This window comes from Streptomyces sp. NPDC054841, from assembly GCF_053611045.1.
The window spans coordinates 1-15,226 of record NZ_JBSGZO010000193.1 but is presented as its reverse complement, the minus strand read 5'-3'; the positions used below and the strand labels follow the sequence as shown (position 1 = coordinate 15,226).

The following is a 15,226-nucleotide window of genomic DNA, read 5'->3' as shown; positions in this document are numbered from 1 at the left end:
GGTGAGAACCGGTGCCCTTCTTCATACGAGGCCGCTACGCCTGCCACCGAGGCGTAGCCGATGGACGGAAGTCACGCGGATTCCATCCCAGCGGGTGCCGCGGCGCCGCTCCCGCCCGCCGCGCCGGCAGCCCGCGGCGGCGGCGGCGAGCAGACGGGGCAAACGATGCCGGGAGGGGCACTAGCTCAGCGTCTTCAGCGCCGCCGCGCCGTACGGCTTCAGCTCCTCGAACCGGTCCCCCAGGACCTTCGCCGCCCACTCCGGGTCCTGGAGCAGGGCGCGGCCGACGGCGACCATGTCGAACTCGTCGCGCTCCAGGCGATCGAGGAGGTTGTCGATGCTGCCGATCTCTGCGCCCTCGCCCGCGAACGCACGGATGAAATCGCCGTCGAGGCCGACCGAGCCGACGGTGATGGTGGGCCTGCCGGTGAGCTTCTTGGTCCAGCCCGCCAGGTTCAGGTCCGAGCCTTCGAACTCCGGGAGCCAGTAGCGGCGGGTCGAGGCGTGGAAGGCGTCGACGCCGGCCGCGGCGAGCGGGGTCAGGATCGCCTCCAGCTCCTCCGGCGTCTCGGCGAGCCTCGCGTCGTAGGCTTCCTGCTTCCACTGCGAGTAGCGGAAGATCACCGGGAAGTCGGGCGAGACGGCCCCGCGGACCGCGGCCACGATCTCGGCCGCGAACTTCGTACGGGCCACGGGGTCGCCGCCGTAGACGTCGGTACGGCGGTTCGTCCGAGCCCACAGGAACTGGTCGAGGAGGTAGCCGTGGGCTCCGTGCAGTTCGACGCCGTCGAAGCCGATGCGCTCGGCGGCCGCGGCAGCCTCGGCGAAGGCGCCGATGACGTCGTCCAGGTCGCGCTGGGTCATCGCCTTGCCGGTACCCTCGGTACCGTCGACGCGGATGCCGGAGGGACCGACGGCGGGGGCCTCGGCGTAGGGCGCATCGCCCTGCTTGCGCACCATGCCGATGTGCCACAGCTGCGGCACGATCGTGCCGCCCGCCGCGTGGACGGCGTCGGCGACCTTCGCCCACCCCGCCAGCTGCTCCTCACCGTGGAACCGCGGCACACGGTCGCTCGCCCCGGCCGACTCGTGGCCGACGTACGTTCCCTCGGTGACGATCAGACCCACACCCGCAGCGGCGCGACGGGCGTAGTACGACCGCACATCCTCACCGGGGACGCCGCCCGGGGAGAACATGCGCGTCATCGGCGCCATCACGATGCGATTCGGGACGGTCAGGCCGTTCAGCGCGACAGGCCGGGACAGGATCTCGGCCGCGCGGGAGGTGGAGGACGCAGTGACGGTCTGTCCGGAGGGCCGTGCGGATGCCCTGTGCTGTGCCTGAGACACGGAAACCCTTTCCCAACTACTTAAGGACATGGAAGCTTGAGAACATAAAGCAATGACTTTCACGGTAGACGTTAATATTTGAGATCGTCAAGCTTATTGACGTAAGGTGGATCACATGCCTGGACCCCCGCGCGTCGGCACGGACCAGCTCATGGAGCTGCTCTCGGTGTCGCTCGGCGCCTACTACGGCGACTTCACGGCCGCGGCCGCCCGCATGAAGCTCACGGCCAGCCAGGGCAGGACGCTCAGCGTGCTGCGTCACGGCCCCGCCGCGATGCGCGTGCTCGCCGAGACGCAGGCCTGCGACGCCTCCAACATGACGGGCGTCGTCGACCGCCTGGAAAAGCGCGGCCTGGTCCGCCGCGAGCCCAGCCCCGGCGACCGCCGCGTCAAGAACGTCGTCATCACCCCCGAGGGCGAGCACGCCATCGACGCCATCCGCGCCGACATGCACACCACACTGGCAGGCCTGGCCACACTCGACGACAAGGGCCGGGCCACCCTGTACGACCTACTGGACCGCGTCTTCACGGCCCGCCCCGCGGACGCCTGACCAGCCCGCGTCGCGGCTCGCCGACGAAATCGACCTCGCCCACCCGCTCCTGAGCGGCATCGTCCTGCGCGTCGCCACCGCTGCCGTCCAGACCGCCGGGCTCATCCGCGACGCCGGACCAGCGCCGTCCTCGCGCCGCCGCCTGAAACCGGCCTTCGACCGCCTGGGGGCGGTCGAGCGTGGGGAGACCGAGTCCTGAAGGCCCGTCAGGGGCTGCGTCGTACGGGGAACACCTGTCTGCTCCACGGCAGATGACGTGCCGCTCCCGGCTACCGGCTGCGGGGAAGCCTCCGGCGTAGGCTGATCAGCCCGTCGCCCCGCGGTGTGAAGGGCGTGCTGACGCATGGTCCCGACGGAGGTGCCGGGGCCCTCGGCGGTGGCTCAGGAGGGCACGATGGATGCGCTCACCGTGGAGTGCCGGGCTCGGTCCCGCAAGCGGTATCTGCTCGCGGCGATGGGGTGTGCCGGCGGGATGGTCCTGTTCGACCAGACCGTCGTCGCCGTCGCCCTGACTCCCATGGCGCGGGATCTGCGGCTCAATGCCGCAGCCATGTACCTCGTGGTGCTCGTCTACGTCCTGTCGCTGTCGTCACTGGCGGCCGTCGTCGGAATGATCGCCCGCCGGTACGGTTCGCTCCGCACCGTCCAATACGGGGTCGTGCTCTTCGCCGCCGCATCCGCGTGCTGCGGTCTCACTCCGCCGGGCGCAGCAGCGGAACCGTTCATGCTCGCGGCGAGGGCCGTGAAGGGCGCGGGCGCCGCGCTGATGCTGTCCGTGGCCACGGCCGTCATCACGGAGGCCCACGCGGATCACGAGCGGGGACGGGCCCTGGCCGCCTACGCGGCGTATGCCCAGATCTTCCTGGTGCTGGGCCCGGTTGTGGGCGCCCTGCTGACCCATGTCTTCGGATGGCGCTCCGTCTTCCTGGTCAACGTGCCGGTGTCAGTGGGGATCCTCTGGATGCTCGGACAGACACGGTTGCAGATGCGGCGCACCCGGGAGGGCGACCTCACCGTTGTTCAGCCCGTGCTCATCGTTCTCGCCCTGATGGTCTTCGTCTTCGGCCTCTTCCAAAGCGGTGCCTGGGGGCTGCGGGACGGAAGGACGCTCACCTTCATCGGTACGGGGTTCCTCATGCTGGCCCTGTCGGGCTGGATCACCCTGGGGTCCCGGCGACCGGTCCTGGACCTGCGGCTCATGAGAATCCGGGCCTTCGCGGTCGCCGTGACACTGACGTTCCTGGTGCAAGCGGCACAGCTCAGCCTCCTGGTGCACGGCGCTGTCCACCTGCAACAGGCCGAGCACCTTTCGGTGTTCGACTCCGGCGCCGCGCTGCTCGCGCTGGTCGTCCCGCTGGCCGTCGGGACCTACCTGTCCGGCCGGCTGCGGGAGCACTTCGGCTCGGTCCGGGTCCCGGCGCTGCTCGGGCTGGCGTGCGCCACCGTCGGAGTGACCGCATGGACGGCAGCCCTCGCGCCGGACAACCCTTCCTGGCAGATCCCCGGAATGGTCGCCGTGGGCCTGGGGATGGGCATGCCCATCCCCGCGCTCAGTGCCGAGATCATGAACTCCGTTCCCTACGGGGCGAGAGCCGACGCCTCCGTGCTCCGCCAGATGCTGCGGCAGATGGGCGGAGCCTTCGGCCTCGCGGTAGTCGGAGCGATCGCGCTGACCAGCAATGACCGCGCCGCGAATGACGCGGGCATCCTCACCGGCTCGGCCATCGTCGCCGGTTTCGTCGGAGCGGGCGTCTTCCTGGCGCTGGCGTTCGTCCTCGGCGTCACGATGCTGCCCCGCCGGGCCGGCCCGCCAAAGGCGGCGACGGCGCGCCGCCCCTGACCGTGCCGCCACACCACCCCTGCCGTCGGCGCCGATGTCAGTGCCGGATGCGACGCTGGCCGACATGGACGAACTGATGCGCGGAAGGGTCTACGGCAGCGACCATGACGCCCCCGACCCAGGGCCGCAACCAGGTCACCTCTACCGCGAACTGGTCGCAGGACCGCTGGACGGCCTCCTGCTCGACGTGACCGGCTGGTCCGAGGAACAGCTGCGCGCAGGAGCCGCGCTCAGCACGGAGATCGGGTCGTTCGGCGCCGGAGGCCGTGCGCTCTACGGCCCCCGCGCGGGCGATCCACGCCGCTGGGACTGGCAGGGCGACACTCCCTGACCCACAGTGGCACGTCAGCCGGTGTCCGCCATCTTGTCAAGTAACGATTTCTCGGGACTTACCCCTTCTGACCAGGCCGAACACCCTGGGTCTCACAGCCTCGTACCGATGTCTGGAGACCCCATGTCTGCACTGTCCAGAGCGGTCGTGCTCCGCTTCTTCGTGTTCCTGCTCGTTTCCGGAGCGATGACAGCGGCCTGGAAGGGGTCACTGTCGATATATCCGGAGGTGCTCTTCGCCGTGGCGGCGGCCCTGATCGTGTCCTTCTTCGTCCGGCAGCGCCTGGCCCAGTACTGGGTGGAGAGCCGATGGGACGAGTGGCTCGGAACAGCTGCGGGGCTGGCGTGGCGGGACCGATGGGAACTCTTCCGTGCCACGGTGCGCGGCCGTGCTGTGGCCGAGCCGCGCTTGTCAGCCCTGGCTGTGCAGCGCGCGGAACGCCTGAGCGCACTGCTCGACGCCGGCAGGCCCGGGCGTGACGTGAGCTGGTCCCTGCTCGGCGCGGCCGCCGCCCTGGTACTGGCGGGAAGCCTGATCCTGGTCCAGGAGCGAGAGGCATGGGCCGTCGTCGGCTTCGCGGCTCTGCTGGTGATCGCCTGCCTCGCCGATCTGCTCGTCAATCGTCGGCGTGCCCGGTGGGCCCAGCGGTGCATCCGGGCCAATCGCGGACTGGCGATGTGACGGCGCCGGACGGCCGCTGACCTCAGGGCACAGGCCGCCTGCTCAGTCCGCGTCGTCGGCGCGGAGGAGCAGGTCGAGCAGCCCGGGGAAACGCGCTTCGAACTCCTCACGGCGCAGCCGGTTGACCCGCTTGGGGCCCTGGTCGCGTTGTTCGACCAGGCCCGCGCCGCGCAGGACGGTGAAGTGGTGGCTGAGCGCGGCTTTGCCGACGGGTACGTCGAAGCTGCCACAGCTGCGGGTCCAGTCGTCGGAGCGCGCCAGCTCGCGGATGAGCTGGATGCGCACAGGGTCGGCGAGCGCGGACAGCGCCGTCAGGACGGACACCTCTGCGGGATGCGTGTGTACCGGTGCGGGGCGGTGACTGCCGCCCGCAGCCTGATCTGGCATGCCGCTCTCCTCGCCACGCGTGTTCGCGTCGGGACACCTCCTCGGAGCGACCCCACCGCTTGCCGAGTGTTCGATGAACATCTTACACTCAGAGTGTTCGCTTTCCATTGAACACTCGTCGATCGAAGGGTGCGTTCCACTGATGCGCGCAGTCGAGTTCCAGGAGTACGGCACTCCCGAGGTGCTGAAGGTCGTGGAGGCCGAAGCCCCCGAGCCGGGGCCGGGCCAGGTGACCATCAACGCCGCCTATGCGGGGGTCAACTTCGCGGATCTCAAGGCACGCGCCGAGGGGTACCGGGTGCAGTCGCTGCCCTTCGTTCCAGGCCTGGAGGTCTCCGGGCGGATCCGGGCCGTCGGTGCCGGCGTGGAGGGGCTGCGCCCGGGGCAGGAAGTCGTCGCGCTGGTCGACAGCGGTGCCTACGCGGAGGTGGTGGCCGCCGAGACCGCCACCGTTTTCCCGCTGCCCGAGGGCCTGGACCTGCGGACCGCCGCCGCGCTGCCCACGGTCGTGCCCACCGCGCACGCCCTGGTTCACGAGGTGGGCCGCCTGTGTGCCGGAGAGAGCGTTCTGGTGCACGGCGCCGCTGGAGGGATCGGCACCGTGGCCGGGCAACTGGCCAAGGCGGCGGGCGGCGGCGCGGTGTACGGCGTGGTCTCTTCGGCGGCCAAGGCCGGCCACGCACTCGAGTACGGATACGACGACGTGTTCACGGCCGACACCTTCGCCGACGACGTCCGCCGCGCCACCGGCGGCAGGGGCGTCGACCTGGTCCTCGATCCGGTAGGCGGTGACACCCTCCGCCGAGGCCTCGATTCCCTGGCTGTCTTCGGACGCCTGGTGTCCTTCGGGAACGCGAGCGGGGCAGAGCCCTGGCACGTCGGGCAGCCCGAACTCTACCCACAGGGCCGTTCCGTCGCGGGCTTCTCCATCCTGGCCCTCGCACAGTCCGCGCCCGAGGCACTGCGCTCGCTCACCGCGCGTGCCTTCCGCACAGTCACCGACGGCACCGTCACCCTTCCCGTCACCGCCGAGTTCGCGCTGTCAGAGGCAGCCGCGGCCCACCAGCTGATGGGCGGGCGCACGTCAACCGGCAAACTGCTCCTGCGGATCGCCGACTGAACCCGGCTCCCGCACCAACAGTTGACCAACGACGTCGATCAGCAGCAGGCAGCGGCTCCAGGCATCGCGCGCGGATGGCCTGTCCTCGCGTGCCGCACCAGGATCGAGCCGCCTGCCGTACCAGCATCGGGCATCGGGCTACAGCATCACATGCTTGACCTGCGTGTAGTCCAACAAGCCGGCGAGCGACAGATCGCTGCCGTAGCCTGAGTGCTTGACTCCGCCGTGCGGCATCTCGGCCACGGTGGTGCCGTGGGTGTTCACCCACACGATCCCGGTGTGCAGTGCCCGTGTCGCCCGCATCGCGCGTTCGTGATCCGTCGTCCACACGCTTGCCGCCAGGCCGTACCGCACGTCGTTGGCGAGCTCCAGGGCCTCGGCCTCGTCGGTGAAGGACTGGACGGTGACGACGGGGCCGAAGATCTCCTCCTGGACGATCTCGTCGCTCTGGCGGACTCCGGTGACGACTGTGGCCTCGTGGTAGTAGCCGGGCCCCGGTCGCCCAGAACCGCCTGTGACGATCTTTGCGTGGCCGGGCAGCCGGCCCAGCATGCCTTGGACCGAGGCGAGTTGGGTGGCGTTGTTGAGTGGGCCGAAGTCGGTGCCGGGGATCAGGGCCGACGCGTGGGCGGCGAACGACTCCACGAACGCGTCATGGATGCCGCTGTGCACGAGCAGTCGGGCCGGAGCCGTGCAGTCCTGCCCCGCGTTGTAGTAAGCGACCGCGGCCAGTTGCGCAGCGGTCGACGCGATGTCGACGTCGTCGTGGATGACGACCGGTGCGTTGCCGCCGAGCTCCAGATGGACGCGCTTGAGGTCCATGGCTGCGGCGGCGATCTGCTGTCCGGCGCGGACACTTCCGGTGACGGCGATCAGCCGGGTTGCCGGGTGGGCGATGAGTGCACGTCCGGTGTCGCGGTCGCCGCACACCACATTGAGCACCCCGGGCGGCAGGTGTTCCGCGGCGATCCGGGCGAGCAGGGCCGTCGACGAGGGGGTCGTGTCGGCGGGTTTGACCACGGTGGTGTTCCCGGCGGCGATCGCCGGGCCGATCTTCCACGCTGCCATCATCAGGGGGTAGTTCCACGGGGTGATCTGGGCACAGACGCCGACCGGTTCCCGCCGGAGGAGCGAAGTGCGTCCCTCGGTGTATTCGTTTGCTGCGGCGCCCGGCAGGTTCCGTGCCGCTCCCGCGAAGTAGCGCAGCGTGTCGGTGACCGCGGGCAGTTCGTCGGCCCGGAACAGGTCAGTGGGTTTGCCCGTGTCGCCGGTCTCCGCGTCGACCAGGTGGTCCGCGTGTTCCTCCATGGCGTCGGCGATGCGCAGCAGTGCACGTTGGCGTTCGGCCGGCGTGGTCGTGGCCCATCGCTCGTAGGCGTCCGCCGCGGCCGCGCAGGCGGCGTCGGTGTCGGCCTGGCCGGAGAGGGGGGCGGTGCCGTGCGTCAGGCCGGTCGTCGGGTCGACGAGATCCGTGGTGCGGCCCGTCGCGGCGGGCAGGTCCACTCCCCCGATGTGGTTGAGGACCACGTTCCTTTTCTCAGCCACGGGTGAGTGCCTCTTTCGCCGCGGCGCGGCCGGTGCGTACCGCGCCTTCCATGTAGCCGGCCACCCATTGGTCGGATCCGCAGACGTAGAAGGGCGGTTCGTGAGTTCCGTGCAGGGGGCCGACGGCCATGACGTCGCCGGGTACCCACTGGGTGACGTAGCCCCGGGTCCAGGGGTCGGTGCCCCACATCCGCACGTAGGTGCTCAGCGGATAGTGAGCCTCCTCGCCGTAGAGCCGGGCGATGTCGAAGAGCAGTTCGTGCTCCCGCAGCGCCTCGGGCATGCCGAGCAGTACGCCGTACCGCTCGGGCGGGACGAGGGCGGAGAGGATTCCCCGGTTCTGCGGCCAGGTGCTGCCGACGACGCCTTCGCACTCGGACAGACCGTTCAGGTCCGAATCGCGCCAGAACGGCTTGTCGTAGGCGGCGACGAACTTGGCGGCCAGGGCCTGCCGCTGGCGGTGCAGGGAAGCGAGCCGCGCGTCGGAGACTCCGGTGACCGTGAGACGCCGCAGGGGGCCGACGGGGAGCGCGCTGACGACGGCGCCGGCGGTGAGCGTCTCCCCTCCGGCGAGGCGTACGGTGCAGCCGGCCGGTCGTACGGCGATGGCCTCGACTGGGGTGCCCAGCCGTATCCGCCCCGCCAGCGCGTCGGCCATGCGCAGGGCGACGGTCGCCGAGCCCTCGGCGATCCGCAGCCCTTCCCAGTCCTCGTAGTCGTAGTGCTCGCTCGCGTCCCCGCCGGGCACCGCGGCGTGCTTGCGCAGGGCGGACAGGAGCGAGGTTCGTTCGTACGAGCCGCTTGCCAGGGCGAGTTGGCCGATCTCCCACAGGCGCACCACGGCGGGGCTCGCGCCCTCGGAGCGCAGCCAGTCGGCGACGGACAGGGTGTCGAGGGCGGCGGCGTCGGGGTGCGCCCAGGGGGCGTCGGGGGCGACGTCGTGGGCGAGTGCCGTGAAGGTGCTGGTGAGCCGGCGGTGGCAGGCGTCGTCCCCGGGGCCGAACCAGTGGGGTGGGTCCCCGGCGGAGATCCCCTCGGGTGTGGCGCGGGCCATGGAGCCGGGTTCGGCGACGTAGCTGGGTACGAGCGTGAGTCCGAGTTCTTCGGCGAGGGCGAGGTAGGCCGTGTGGGCGCGGCCGACGACTTCTCCGCCGAGTTGTACGAGCCGGCCGTCGGGCAGAGTGGTCTGCTCGACGCGTCCGCCGACCCGGTCACGGGCCTCCAGGACGAGTACGTCGGCTCCGCCGGCCGCCAGGTCCCGTGCGGCGGCGAGTCCGGCGAGTCCGGCGCCGAGCACGATGACGTCGCGGTTCATCGGGGGTGTTCTCCCTTCGGTGGGTCGGCTGGGAGGCTCGGGACGGTTCAGTCCAGGACCAGACAGTGTTCGGGCTTCCAGCCGAACTCGACGCGCTCGCCGCCGCTCCAGCGGTCCTCCATGCGTGAGCGGGCGGTGTTCTGCTCCAGGACGGACAGGACGATTCCGGGGGCGAGTTCGATGAGGTAGGTCGTGGTGGCGCCGGAGTAGACGGTCTCCCGGACGACGCCTTCGGCCCGGGCCATGCCCGGTTCGATGTCGGTGAGCCAGATCTTCTCGGGCCGGATGGAGAGGCTGACCCGGTCGCCGTCGGTGATGCCGGCGCGGGTGCCCACGGGAAGGGAGGGCCCGTCGTCGACGGTGACTCGGCCGGAGCGGTAGGTGCCGGGCACGAGGTTGGAGGTGCCCATGAAGGAGGCGACGAACCGGTTGGCCGGGTGCTCGTACACGTCCTCGGGGGTGCCGCACTGCTCGACGCTGCCGTCGTTCATCACCGCGATGCGGTCCGACATGGTGAGGGCCTCGTCCTGGTCGTGGGTGACGAAGACGAACGTGATGCCGATCTCTCGCTGGATCTGCTTGAGTTCGACCTGCATCTGGCGGCGGAGCTTGAGGTCGAGCGCGGCGAGCGGCTCGTCGAGGAGCAGCACCTGGGGGCGGTTGACGAGGGCGCGGGCCAGGGCGACACGCTGGCGCTGGCCGCCGGAGAGGGTGCGGGGCTTGCGGTCGGCGAATCCGTCGAGCCGGCAGCGTTCGAGCATGGTGGCGACGCGTTCGCGGATCTCGGCGCGGCCGACGCCTGCGCGCTTGAGGCCGAAGGCCACGTTGTCGGCGACCGACAGGTGGTCGAAGAGGGCGTAGCTCTGGAAGACGGTGTTGATGTTGCGCTTGTTGGGGGGCAGGGCGGTGACGTCTTCGCCGCCCAGCAGGATGGCGCCGTCGGTGGGATCGGTGAATCCGCCGATCATGCGCAGTGAGGTGGTCTTTCCGCAGCCGGAGGGGCCGAGGAGGGAGAAGAACTCGCCCGGCGCGATGTCCAGGGTGAGGTCGCGGACGGCGAAGGAGTCGCCGTAGCTCTTGCTGATCGCGTCGAGCCGGACCGCGGGTTCGGTGTGCGTCGCCGTCATGGCGGCCGTGGTGGTCGTCGAGGTCACGGGTGTCACTTCCCGGAGAGGAGGTCGAGGCCGCCGCGACGGCCGAACAGGCGCGGGATGAACAGGGCGAGGGCGATGAGGCCGATGGATCCGGCGAGCATCAGGGTGCCGACGGCGTTGATGGTGGGCTGTACGCCGAACCGGATCGCGGAGTAGATGCGGACGGACAACGGCTGCGGATCGACGCCGGTGGTGAAGTAGGCGAGGACGAAGTCGTCGAAGACGAGGGCGAAGATGAGTACGGCGGAGGCGAGGATGCTGGGGAGCAGCGCGGGCAGGGTGACCAGGCGCAGCGCCTGCCAGCGGCTGGCTCCGAGGTCCATCGCGGCTTCTTCGACCTCGGGGTTGAGGGCGGCGATCCGGGACCGGAGGATGACCGTCACATAGGAGATGGAGAAGGTGATCTCCGCGAGCGTGACGGTGCCGGTGGACAGCGTGATGCCCATGCCCTTGAAGAGCAGCATGGCCGCGACCCCTGTGACGATCTCGGGGGTGATCAGGGGGACGAGCATGATCAGGCCGGCCAGGGAGCCCAGCCGGCTGCGAGAGCGGACCAGGCCGAGTGCCAGTGCCACGCCGAGGACCAGCGAACCGACCATGGCGACCAGGGACACACGAAGGCTCATGCCGAGTGAGTCGAGCAGGACGTCGTCCTTGAGGAAGGCCGAGTACCAGCGGAGGCTGAAGTCCTTGAAGACGGTGAGGGACTTCTGGGAGTTGAAGGAGAAGAGGACGACGACGCCGATGGGCAGGTAGAGGAGCGCGAAGAACGCGGCCGTGACGGCGAAGGCGAAGCGGGGCTTGCGGTCGGTGCGGCGGCGGCGCCTGCGGAGGCGGGACGTGCCGGTGGCCGGGCTGCTTCCCACGCGCGTATCCATGGCGCGGACCGGACGGAGGGCGGGGCGGCGCTGCGGTTTGAGGGCCGGGCGGAGAGTCATCGCGTCGCCTCCGCTTCGTCCTTGCGGGCCCGGCGTAGGTAGCCGACCATTCCGAGGAACAGGACCGCCATCATGAGCATGGTGAGTGCCGAGCCGAGCGGCCAGTTCTGGCCCTGGAAGAACTTGTCCTGGATCAGGTTGCCGATCATGATCTGGTCGGGGCCTCCCATCAGCTGGGCACTCACGAAGTCGCCCATGGCGGGCAGGAGGACGAGGACGCAGCCGGCTGCCGCTCCCTGCCGTGTGGCCGGCAGGGTGACGAAGAAGAAGGTCCGCAGGGGGCCTCCGTAGAGGTCGCGGCCTGCCTCGATCAGCGAGACGTCCATGCGCTCCAGGGCTGCGTACAGCGGGATGATCATGAACACGACGAAGCCGTAGACCAGCCCGGCGATGACGCCCACGCCGGACTGCAGAATCTTCGTGCCGCTGTCGGCGAGCCCCATGGCGCGCAGTGCCTTCAGCAGGGGGCCGTCGTCGGACAGGACGACGGACCAGCCGTACATCCGGACCAGGTAATTCGCGAAGAACGGGACGACGATGGCTGCGATCAGGAAGTTCTTGAAGCGTCCGCCGTGCAGGGCGATGGCGTAGGCGACGGGGTAGGCCACGGCCAGGCAGATGACGCAGGTGATCAGTGCGTAGCCGAGGGAGCGCAGCAGCACCGCCCGGTAGGCGGGTTCGGCCAGTGCCGTGATGTTCTCGAAGTTGAGTCCGAATTGCGGATTGCCGAGGGGGTCGGTGGTGCCGAGCGCCAGTGCGGCCACCAGGACGAGGGAGGCGATCAGGAAAGCGGACATCCAGAGGGTGCCCGGGATCATGAGCCAGGCCCACAGCCGGTTGCCGCCCGCAGACGGTCGTCTGCGGGGCCGGGTCAGGGCGTGATCTGTGCGTCGTCGCATGTCGTCAGCCGGCCTTCACGCGGGTCCAGGCGGTGTCGCGGGCCTGTTCGCCCTTCGAGGTGACGTTGCGGAAGTAGAGCTCGTCCTTGAGGTCGTCGCTGGAGACCTGGCACTCCGGGAACGGCTCCACGAGCGCGGCGTAGGTGTCCTCGGTGCCGGCGACCGGCATCGGGTAGCCGATGTACTCGATGTTCTTCTTCACGTTCTCCGGGCGGAGCATGTAGTCGATGAAGAGCATCGCTGTGCCGGGGTGGCGGGCGTCGGAGGGGATGGCGTAGCAGTCCGAGTTGACCGGGGCCCCTTCCTTCGCCACTTCGAAGCCGAAGATCGAGGGATCTTTCGCCTGGTTGAGCATGGCGGCCATGTCGCCGCTCCAGGCCTGGGTCATGGCCGCGTTGCCGGTGAGCAGGTTGTTGTAGCTGTCGCTGGAGAATCCGCGCAGATGGGGCCGCAGGGAGCGCAGGGAGTCGGTGATGCGGCCCAGCTCACCCTCGGCACTCGTGGAGACGTCGAGTCCGAGCTTGAGCGCTGCCATGCCCAGGACCTCGTCCCGGTCGTCGAGGAGGAACACCTTGCTCTTGGCCCGGGCGTTCCACAGATCGTCCCAGGAGCCGGCCAGGTCGCTGCCGATCTTGTCCTTCCGCCAGCCGATCCCGGTCTTGTACATGGTGAAGGGGACGGTGTGCCGGGCACCGGGGTCGTACCAGGGGTCGGCGAAGTAGTCGTAGTGGCTGAAGATGGCGTCGGCGTTCTTCAGCCGGTGGTGGTCGATGGGGCGCAGCCGGTTTCCCTCCGCCAGCCGCTGGGCCCATTTCGCGGTGGGGAAGATGATGTCGTAGCGATTGCCGGCGTTGAGCTTGGCGGCCATGCCTTCCATCGAATCGAAGTTCGACTGGATGACCTTGACTCCGTACTCCTTCTCGAATCCCTCGAAGACGGCCGGGTCGACGAAGTCGGCCCAGTTGAAGTAGACGAGGTCACCGTCGACCTTGACGTCGATGGGCTTCTCGTCGGCCTTCTCGGCGGCAGGGCCGGACGAGGAGAATCCGCAACCGGCAGCGGTCAGGCCGAGACCGGCGACCGCGGCGGAGCCGGTGCGCAGGAAGGAGCGGCGGGACTGGGGAAATGCGTCGGGGGACATCCGTGGTCCTCTCCGTAGGGTCCGCGAGGGCAACGGACACCTGGTGCGGGCGGGGTGGTCCTGGCACGTGTGCATGTGGGGGCCAGGGAGCCGCGGGTCGGTTCGGGGGGACCGCCTGCGTACTCGACAGGGGGGTGGCCTTGGCGGTTCATGTTCCACGCCGGCCGTAGGGCGGATTCGGCTCATTGCCGCTCGTGCGGCCGTGGGGGCGGTAAGGCTCAGGGCGCCGCGCCGTCGAGGTCGGCACGGATGCGGCCGGCGAACCAGCCGACCGCCGCTTCGCGGCGGGACAGGGGTCCCGGCTCGAAGCCCGGAGTGGAGAGTCCCTTCTGCACACGGGCCACCAGTTCGGCGTCCTCGTCGTTGGTGATCCAGCCGATGTGGATGTTCAGCCGCCGGGCGAGCCTGGTGCGCAGCCCGGTGCCACGGCGCGTGTAGAACGCTCCGGGGACGGCCACGCGGTCCACCGCCGTCGGGATCGCGGTCCAGGCAAGCACATGGTCGGGGTAGAAGTCGATGAGTGTGTTCGGATAGATCACGGCGTACCGCCAGACCCGCCGATCGGCCTCGGTCAGGCCGGGCATGGGTGCGGTGATGCGCTGGTAGAGGCGCTCGGCCCAGTTCGACGACGGTTTCTCGCGCAGGGGTGAGGCGAACAGCGTGTACGCCTCATGGATCTCGCAGGTGTAGGCCTGGTAGTCGAGCAGCCGCATCAGGCCCGGATGGGCGACGGGTACGTGATAGCCCTCGAGGTAGTTGTCGACGGCGACCTTCCAATTCGCGTGCTGCACCTCCGCGGCAGCCAGGTCATGGATACGACTGCGGCCGATGGGCACCAGATCGGCCCCGGCGTAGTGACCGACCGCCTCGGCGAGCCCGGCACACTGCTCGCCGAGGGGTACGGCGTCCTGGTCGAGGTTGACGAACACGAAGCCGAGGAACGACTCCACACGGACGGAGAACAGTCCCAGCTTCGGCTTGTCCAGGCACGGGATCTGCCGCGCCTCGGGGGCTCCGACCAGGCGCCCGTCGAGTTTGTACGTCCAGCCGTGGTAGGGGCACCGGATGGCCTTGCCGGACGGTTCGGGCCCGGTGACCAGCCGGGTGCCACGGTGCCGGCAGATGTTGAGGTGGGCGGCGAGGGCGCCGTCCTCGGTGCGGACGACCAGCACCTCGCGGCCGGCGACCGTGGCGGCGAGCCGGGCGCCGGGCCCGGGGAGGTCGGATTCGTGGCAGACGAGCTGCCAGGACCTGGCGAAGATGTGCCGGGTCTCCGCGGTTGCCGTGTCCGGGTCGGTGTAGTACTGGGCGGACAGCGCACGGCCCGGGACCTCCGGGCCCGCTCCGTCCTGACCGGCGCTGCGCCGGTCGGCATCCGCGCAGCCGGCAAGGCCTGCGGGGCGCTCCTGCTTCAGTGGCGCCGGGGGCGCCGTGGGGGCTTCGGTTTCGGGCTGCATCGGCTGATTCCTCCATGCCGCGCAGGCGGCGCTCGGTAGTGAGGCGGCCCAGGGGCGGTCGGCGGGGCCCGGCGAATGCGGGAGACGCACCGAACCGCGCTGACTAATTGGTCAGTCAGATTGCTGACGGGTTTCCGCACTGTCAAGACTTGCAGCCTGACTAATTGATTAGTTAGCGTAGTCCCCATCGCCGCTCCCCGGCGATTGCGGACCTTTCTCGCGAACCGGATGCCGTCGGCTTCCCGGCCGGCCGGTCCGTCGTCCGGTCCCGTACCGCTGAATCCCCCCGTCTCACGGCGCCCCCGTCCCCCGCTCAGGCCACGGACACGGTGTCCACCGCACCTCGGGCTCCCCACGCACCGCTGGTCCCCAACCGGTCCGGTCGCGCCGTGACGGACGGATCCCCACCCCTCTCACCGGAGGCACGCATGAGCGGTCGTCGGAGTCTCGTCTGGCTCGGGCTGACACCCGAACCGGAACGGGAGCTGCCACCAGCCGTCGCTGCCCTGCGCACC

14 protein-coding genes are annotated in these 15,226 nt (G+C 69.9%); 5 read left to right on the top strand and 9 right to left on the bottom strand.

What is annotated here, in order from left to right; all coding sequences use genetic code 11:
* Positions 1–180 precede the first annotated feature (180 nt).
* On the bottom strand, positions 181–1,350 hold the full coding sequence (locus ACWGI8_RS24145; protein ID WP_453663838.1) for an NADH:flavin oxidoreductase: 1,170 nt from the start codon (positions 1,348–1,350) through the stop codon (positions 181–183).
* A 115-nt stretch (positions 1,351–1,465) separates the two neighbouring features.
* On the opposite strand from ACWGI8_RS24145, the gene ACWGI8_RS24140 reads away from it, so the two are divergent.
* From ACWGI8_RS24140 to ACWGI8_RS24125, 4 genes are all read left to right on the top strand, one after another.
* Positions 1,466–1,903, top strand: coding sequence for a MarR family winged helix-turn-helix transcriptional regulator (locus ACWGI8_RS24140; RefSeq protein WP_453663837.1), 438 nt, complete (start codon positions 1,466–1,468; stop codon positions 1,901–1,903).
* 394 nt (positions 1,904–2,297) lie between these two features.
* The gene (locus ACWGI8_RS24135; protein WP_453663835.1) at positions 2,298–3,743 is read left to right on the top strand and encodes an MFS transporter; all 1,446 of its coding nucleotides are present in this window, start codon (positions 2,298–2,300) and stop codon (positions 3,741–3,743) included.
* A 64-nt stretch (positions 3,744–3,807) separates the two neighbouring features.
* Positions 3,808–4,074, top strand: a complete 267-nt coding sequence (locus ACWGI8_RS24130) for a hypothetical protein (protein ID WP_453663841.1) — start codon at positions 3,808–3,810, stop codon at positions 4,072–4,074.
* Positions 4,075–4,197: 123 nt separating this feature from the next.
* Positions 4,198–4,755 (top strand): hypothetical protein, encoded by a 558-nt coding sequence (locus ACWGI8_RS24125; protein WP_453663834.1) that lies wholly within the window; start codon positions 4,198–4,200, stop codon positions 4,753–4,755.
* Between the two features lie 42 nt (positions 4,756–4,797).
* Here ACWGI8_RS24125 and ACWGI8_RS24120 read toward each other — a convergent pair whose 3' ends face one another.
* Entirely contained in the window at positions 4,798–5,142 is a 345-nt protein-coding gene (locus ACWGI8_RS24120) for an ArsR/SmtB family transcription factor (RefSeq protein WP_453663832.1), read from the bottom strand.
* A gap of 142 nt (positions 5,143–5,284) precedes the next feature.
* Here ACWGI8_RS24120 and ACWGI8_RS24115 point away from each other — a divergent pair, with 142 nt between their 5' ends.
* Positions 5,285–6,262, top strand: coding sequence for a quinone oxidoreductase family protein (locus ACWGI8_RS24115; RefSeq protein WP_453663830.1), 978 nt, complete (start codon positions 5,285–5,287; stop codon positions 6,260–6,262).
* A 138-nt stretch (positions 6,263–6,400) separates the two neighbouring features.
* Here the strand turns inward: ACWGI8_RS24115 and ACWGI8_RS24110 are convergent, their stop codons facing one another.
* The 7 genes from ACWGI8_RS24110 to ACWGI8_RS24080 form a co-directional block, all read right to left on the bottom strand.
* Positions 6,401–7,807 (bottom strand): aldehyde dehydrogenase family protein, encoded by a 1,407-nt coding sequence (locus ACWGI8_RS24110; protein ID WP_453663828.1) that lies wholly within the window; start codon positions 7,805–7,807, stop codon positions 6,401–6,403.
* A complete protein-coding gene (locus ACWGI8_RS24105) occupies positions 7,800–9,122 on the bottom strand; it encodes a flavin monoamine oxidase family protein (RefSeq protein ID WP_453663827.1) in 1,323 nt (440 codons plus the stop codon). The genes ACWGI8_RS24110 and ACWGI8_RS24105 overlap by 8 nt, the downstream gene beginning before the upstream one ends.
* Positions 9,123–9,169: 47 nt before the next feature.
* Positions 9,170–10,249, bottom strand: coding sequence for an ABC transporter ATP-binding protein (locus tag ACWGI8_RS24100; RefSeq protein ID WP_453663839.1), 1,080 nt, complete (start codon positions 10,247–10,249; stop codon positions 9,170–9,172).
* 32 nt (positions 10,250–10,281) lie between these two features.
* Positions 10,282–11,142, bottom strand: a complete 861-nt coding sequence (locus tag ACWGI8_RS24095; RefSeq protein WP_453663825.1) for an ABC transporter permease — start codon at positions 11,140–11,142, stop codon at positions 10,282–10,284.
* A 68-nt stretch (positions 11,143–11,210) separates the two neighbouring features.
* Complete coding sequence (locus ACWGI8_RS24090) at positions 11,211–12,113, bottom strand: ABC transporter permease (RefSeq protein WP_453663824.1); 903 nt, start codon at positions 12,111–12,113, stop codon at positions 11,211–11,213.
* A 4-nt stretch (positions 12,114–12,117) separates the two neighbouring features.
* Positions 12,118–13,254 carry a polyamine ABC transporter substrate-binding protein gene (locus tag ACWGI8_RS24085; protein ID WP_453663823.1) on the bottom strand — a complete coding sequence of 379 codons (1,137 nt, stop codon included), beginning with the start codon at positions 13,252–13,254 and terminating at the stop codon, positions 12,118–12,120.
* A gap of 218 nt (positions 13,255–13,472) precedes the next feature.
* The gene (locus tag ACWGI8_RS24080) at positions 13,473–14,711 is read right to left on the bottom strand and encodes an aromatic ring-hydroxylating oxygenase subunit alpha (RefSeq protein ID WP_453663822.1); all 1,239 of its coding nucleotides are present in this window, start codon (positions 14,709–14,711) and stop codon (positions 13,473–13,475) included.
* Positions 14,712–15,226 lie beyond the last annotated feature (515 nt).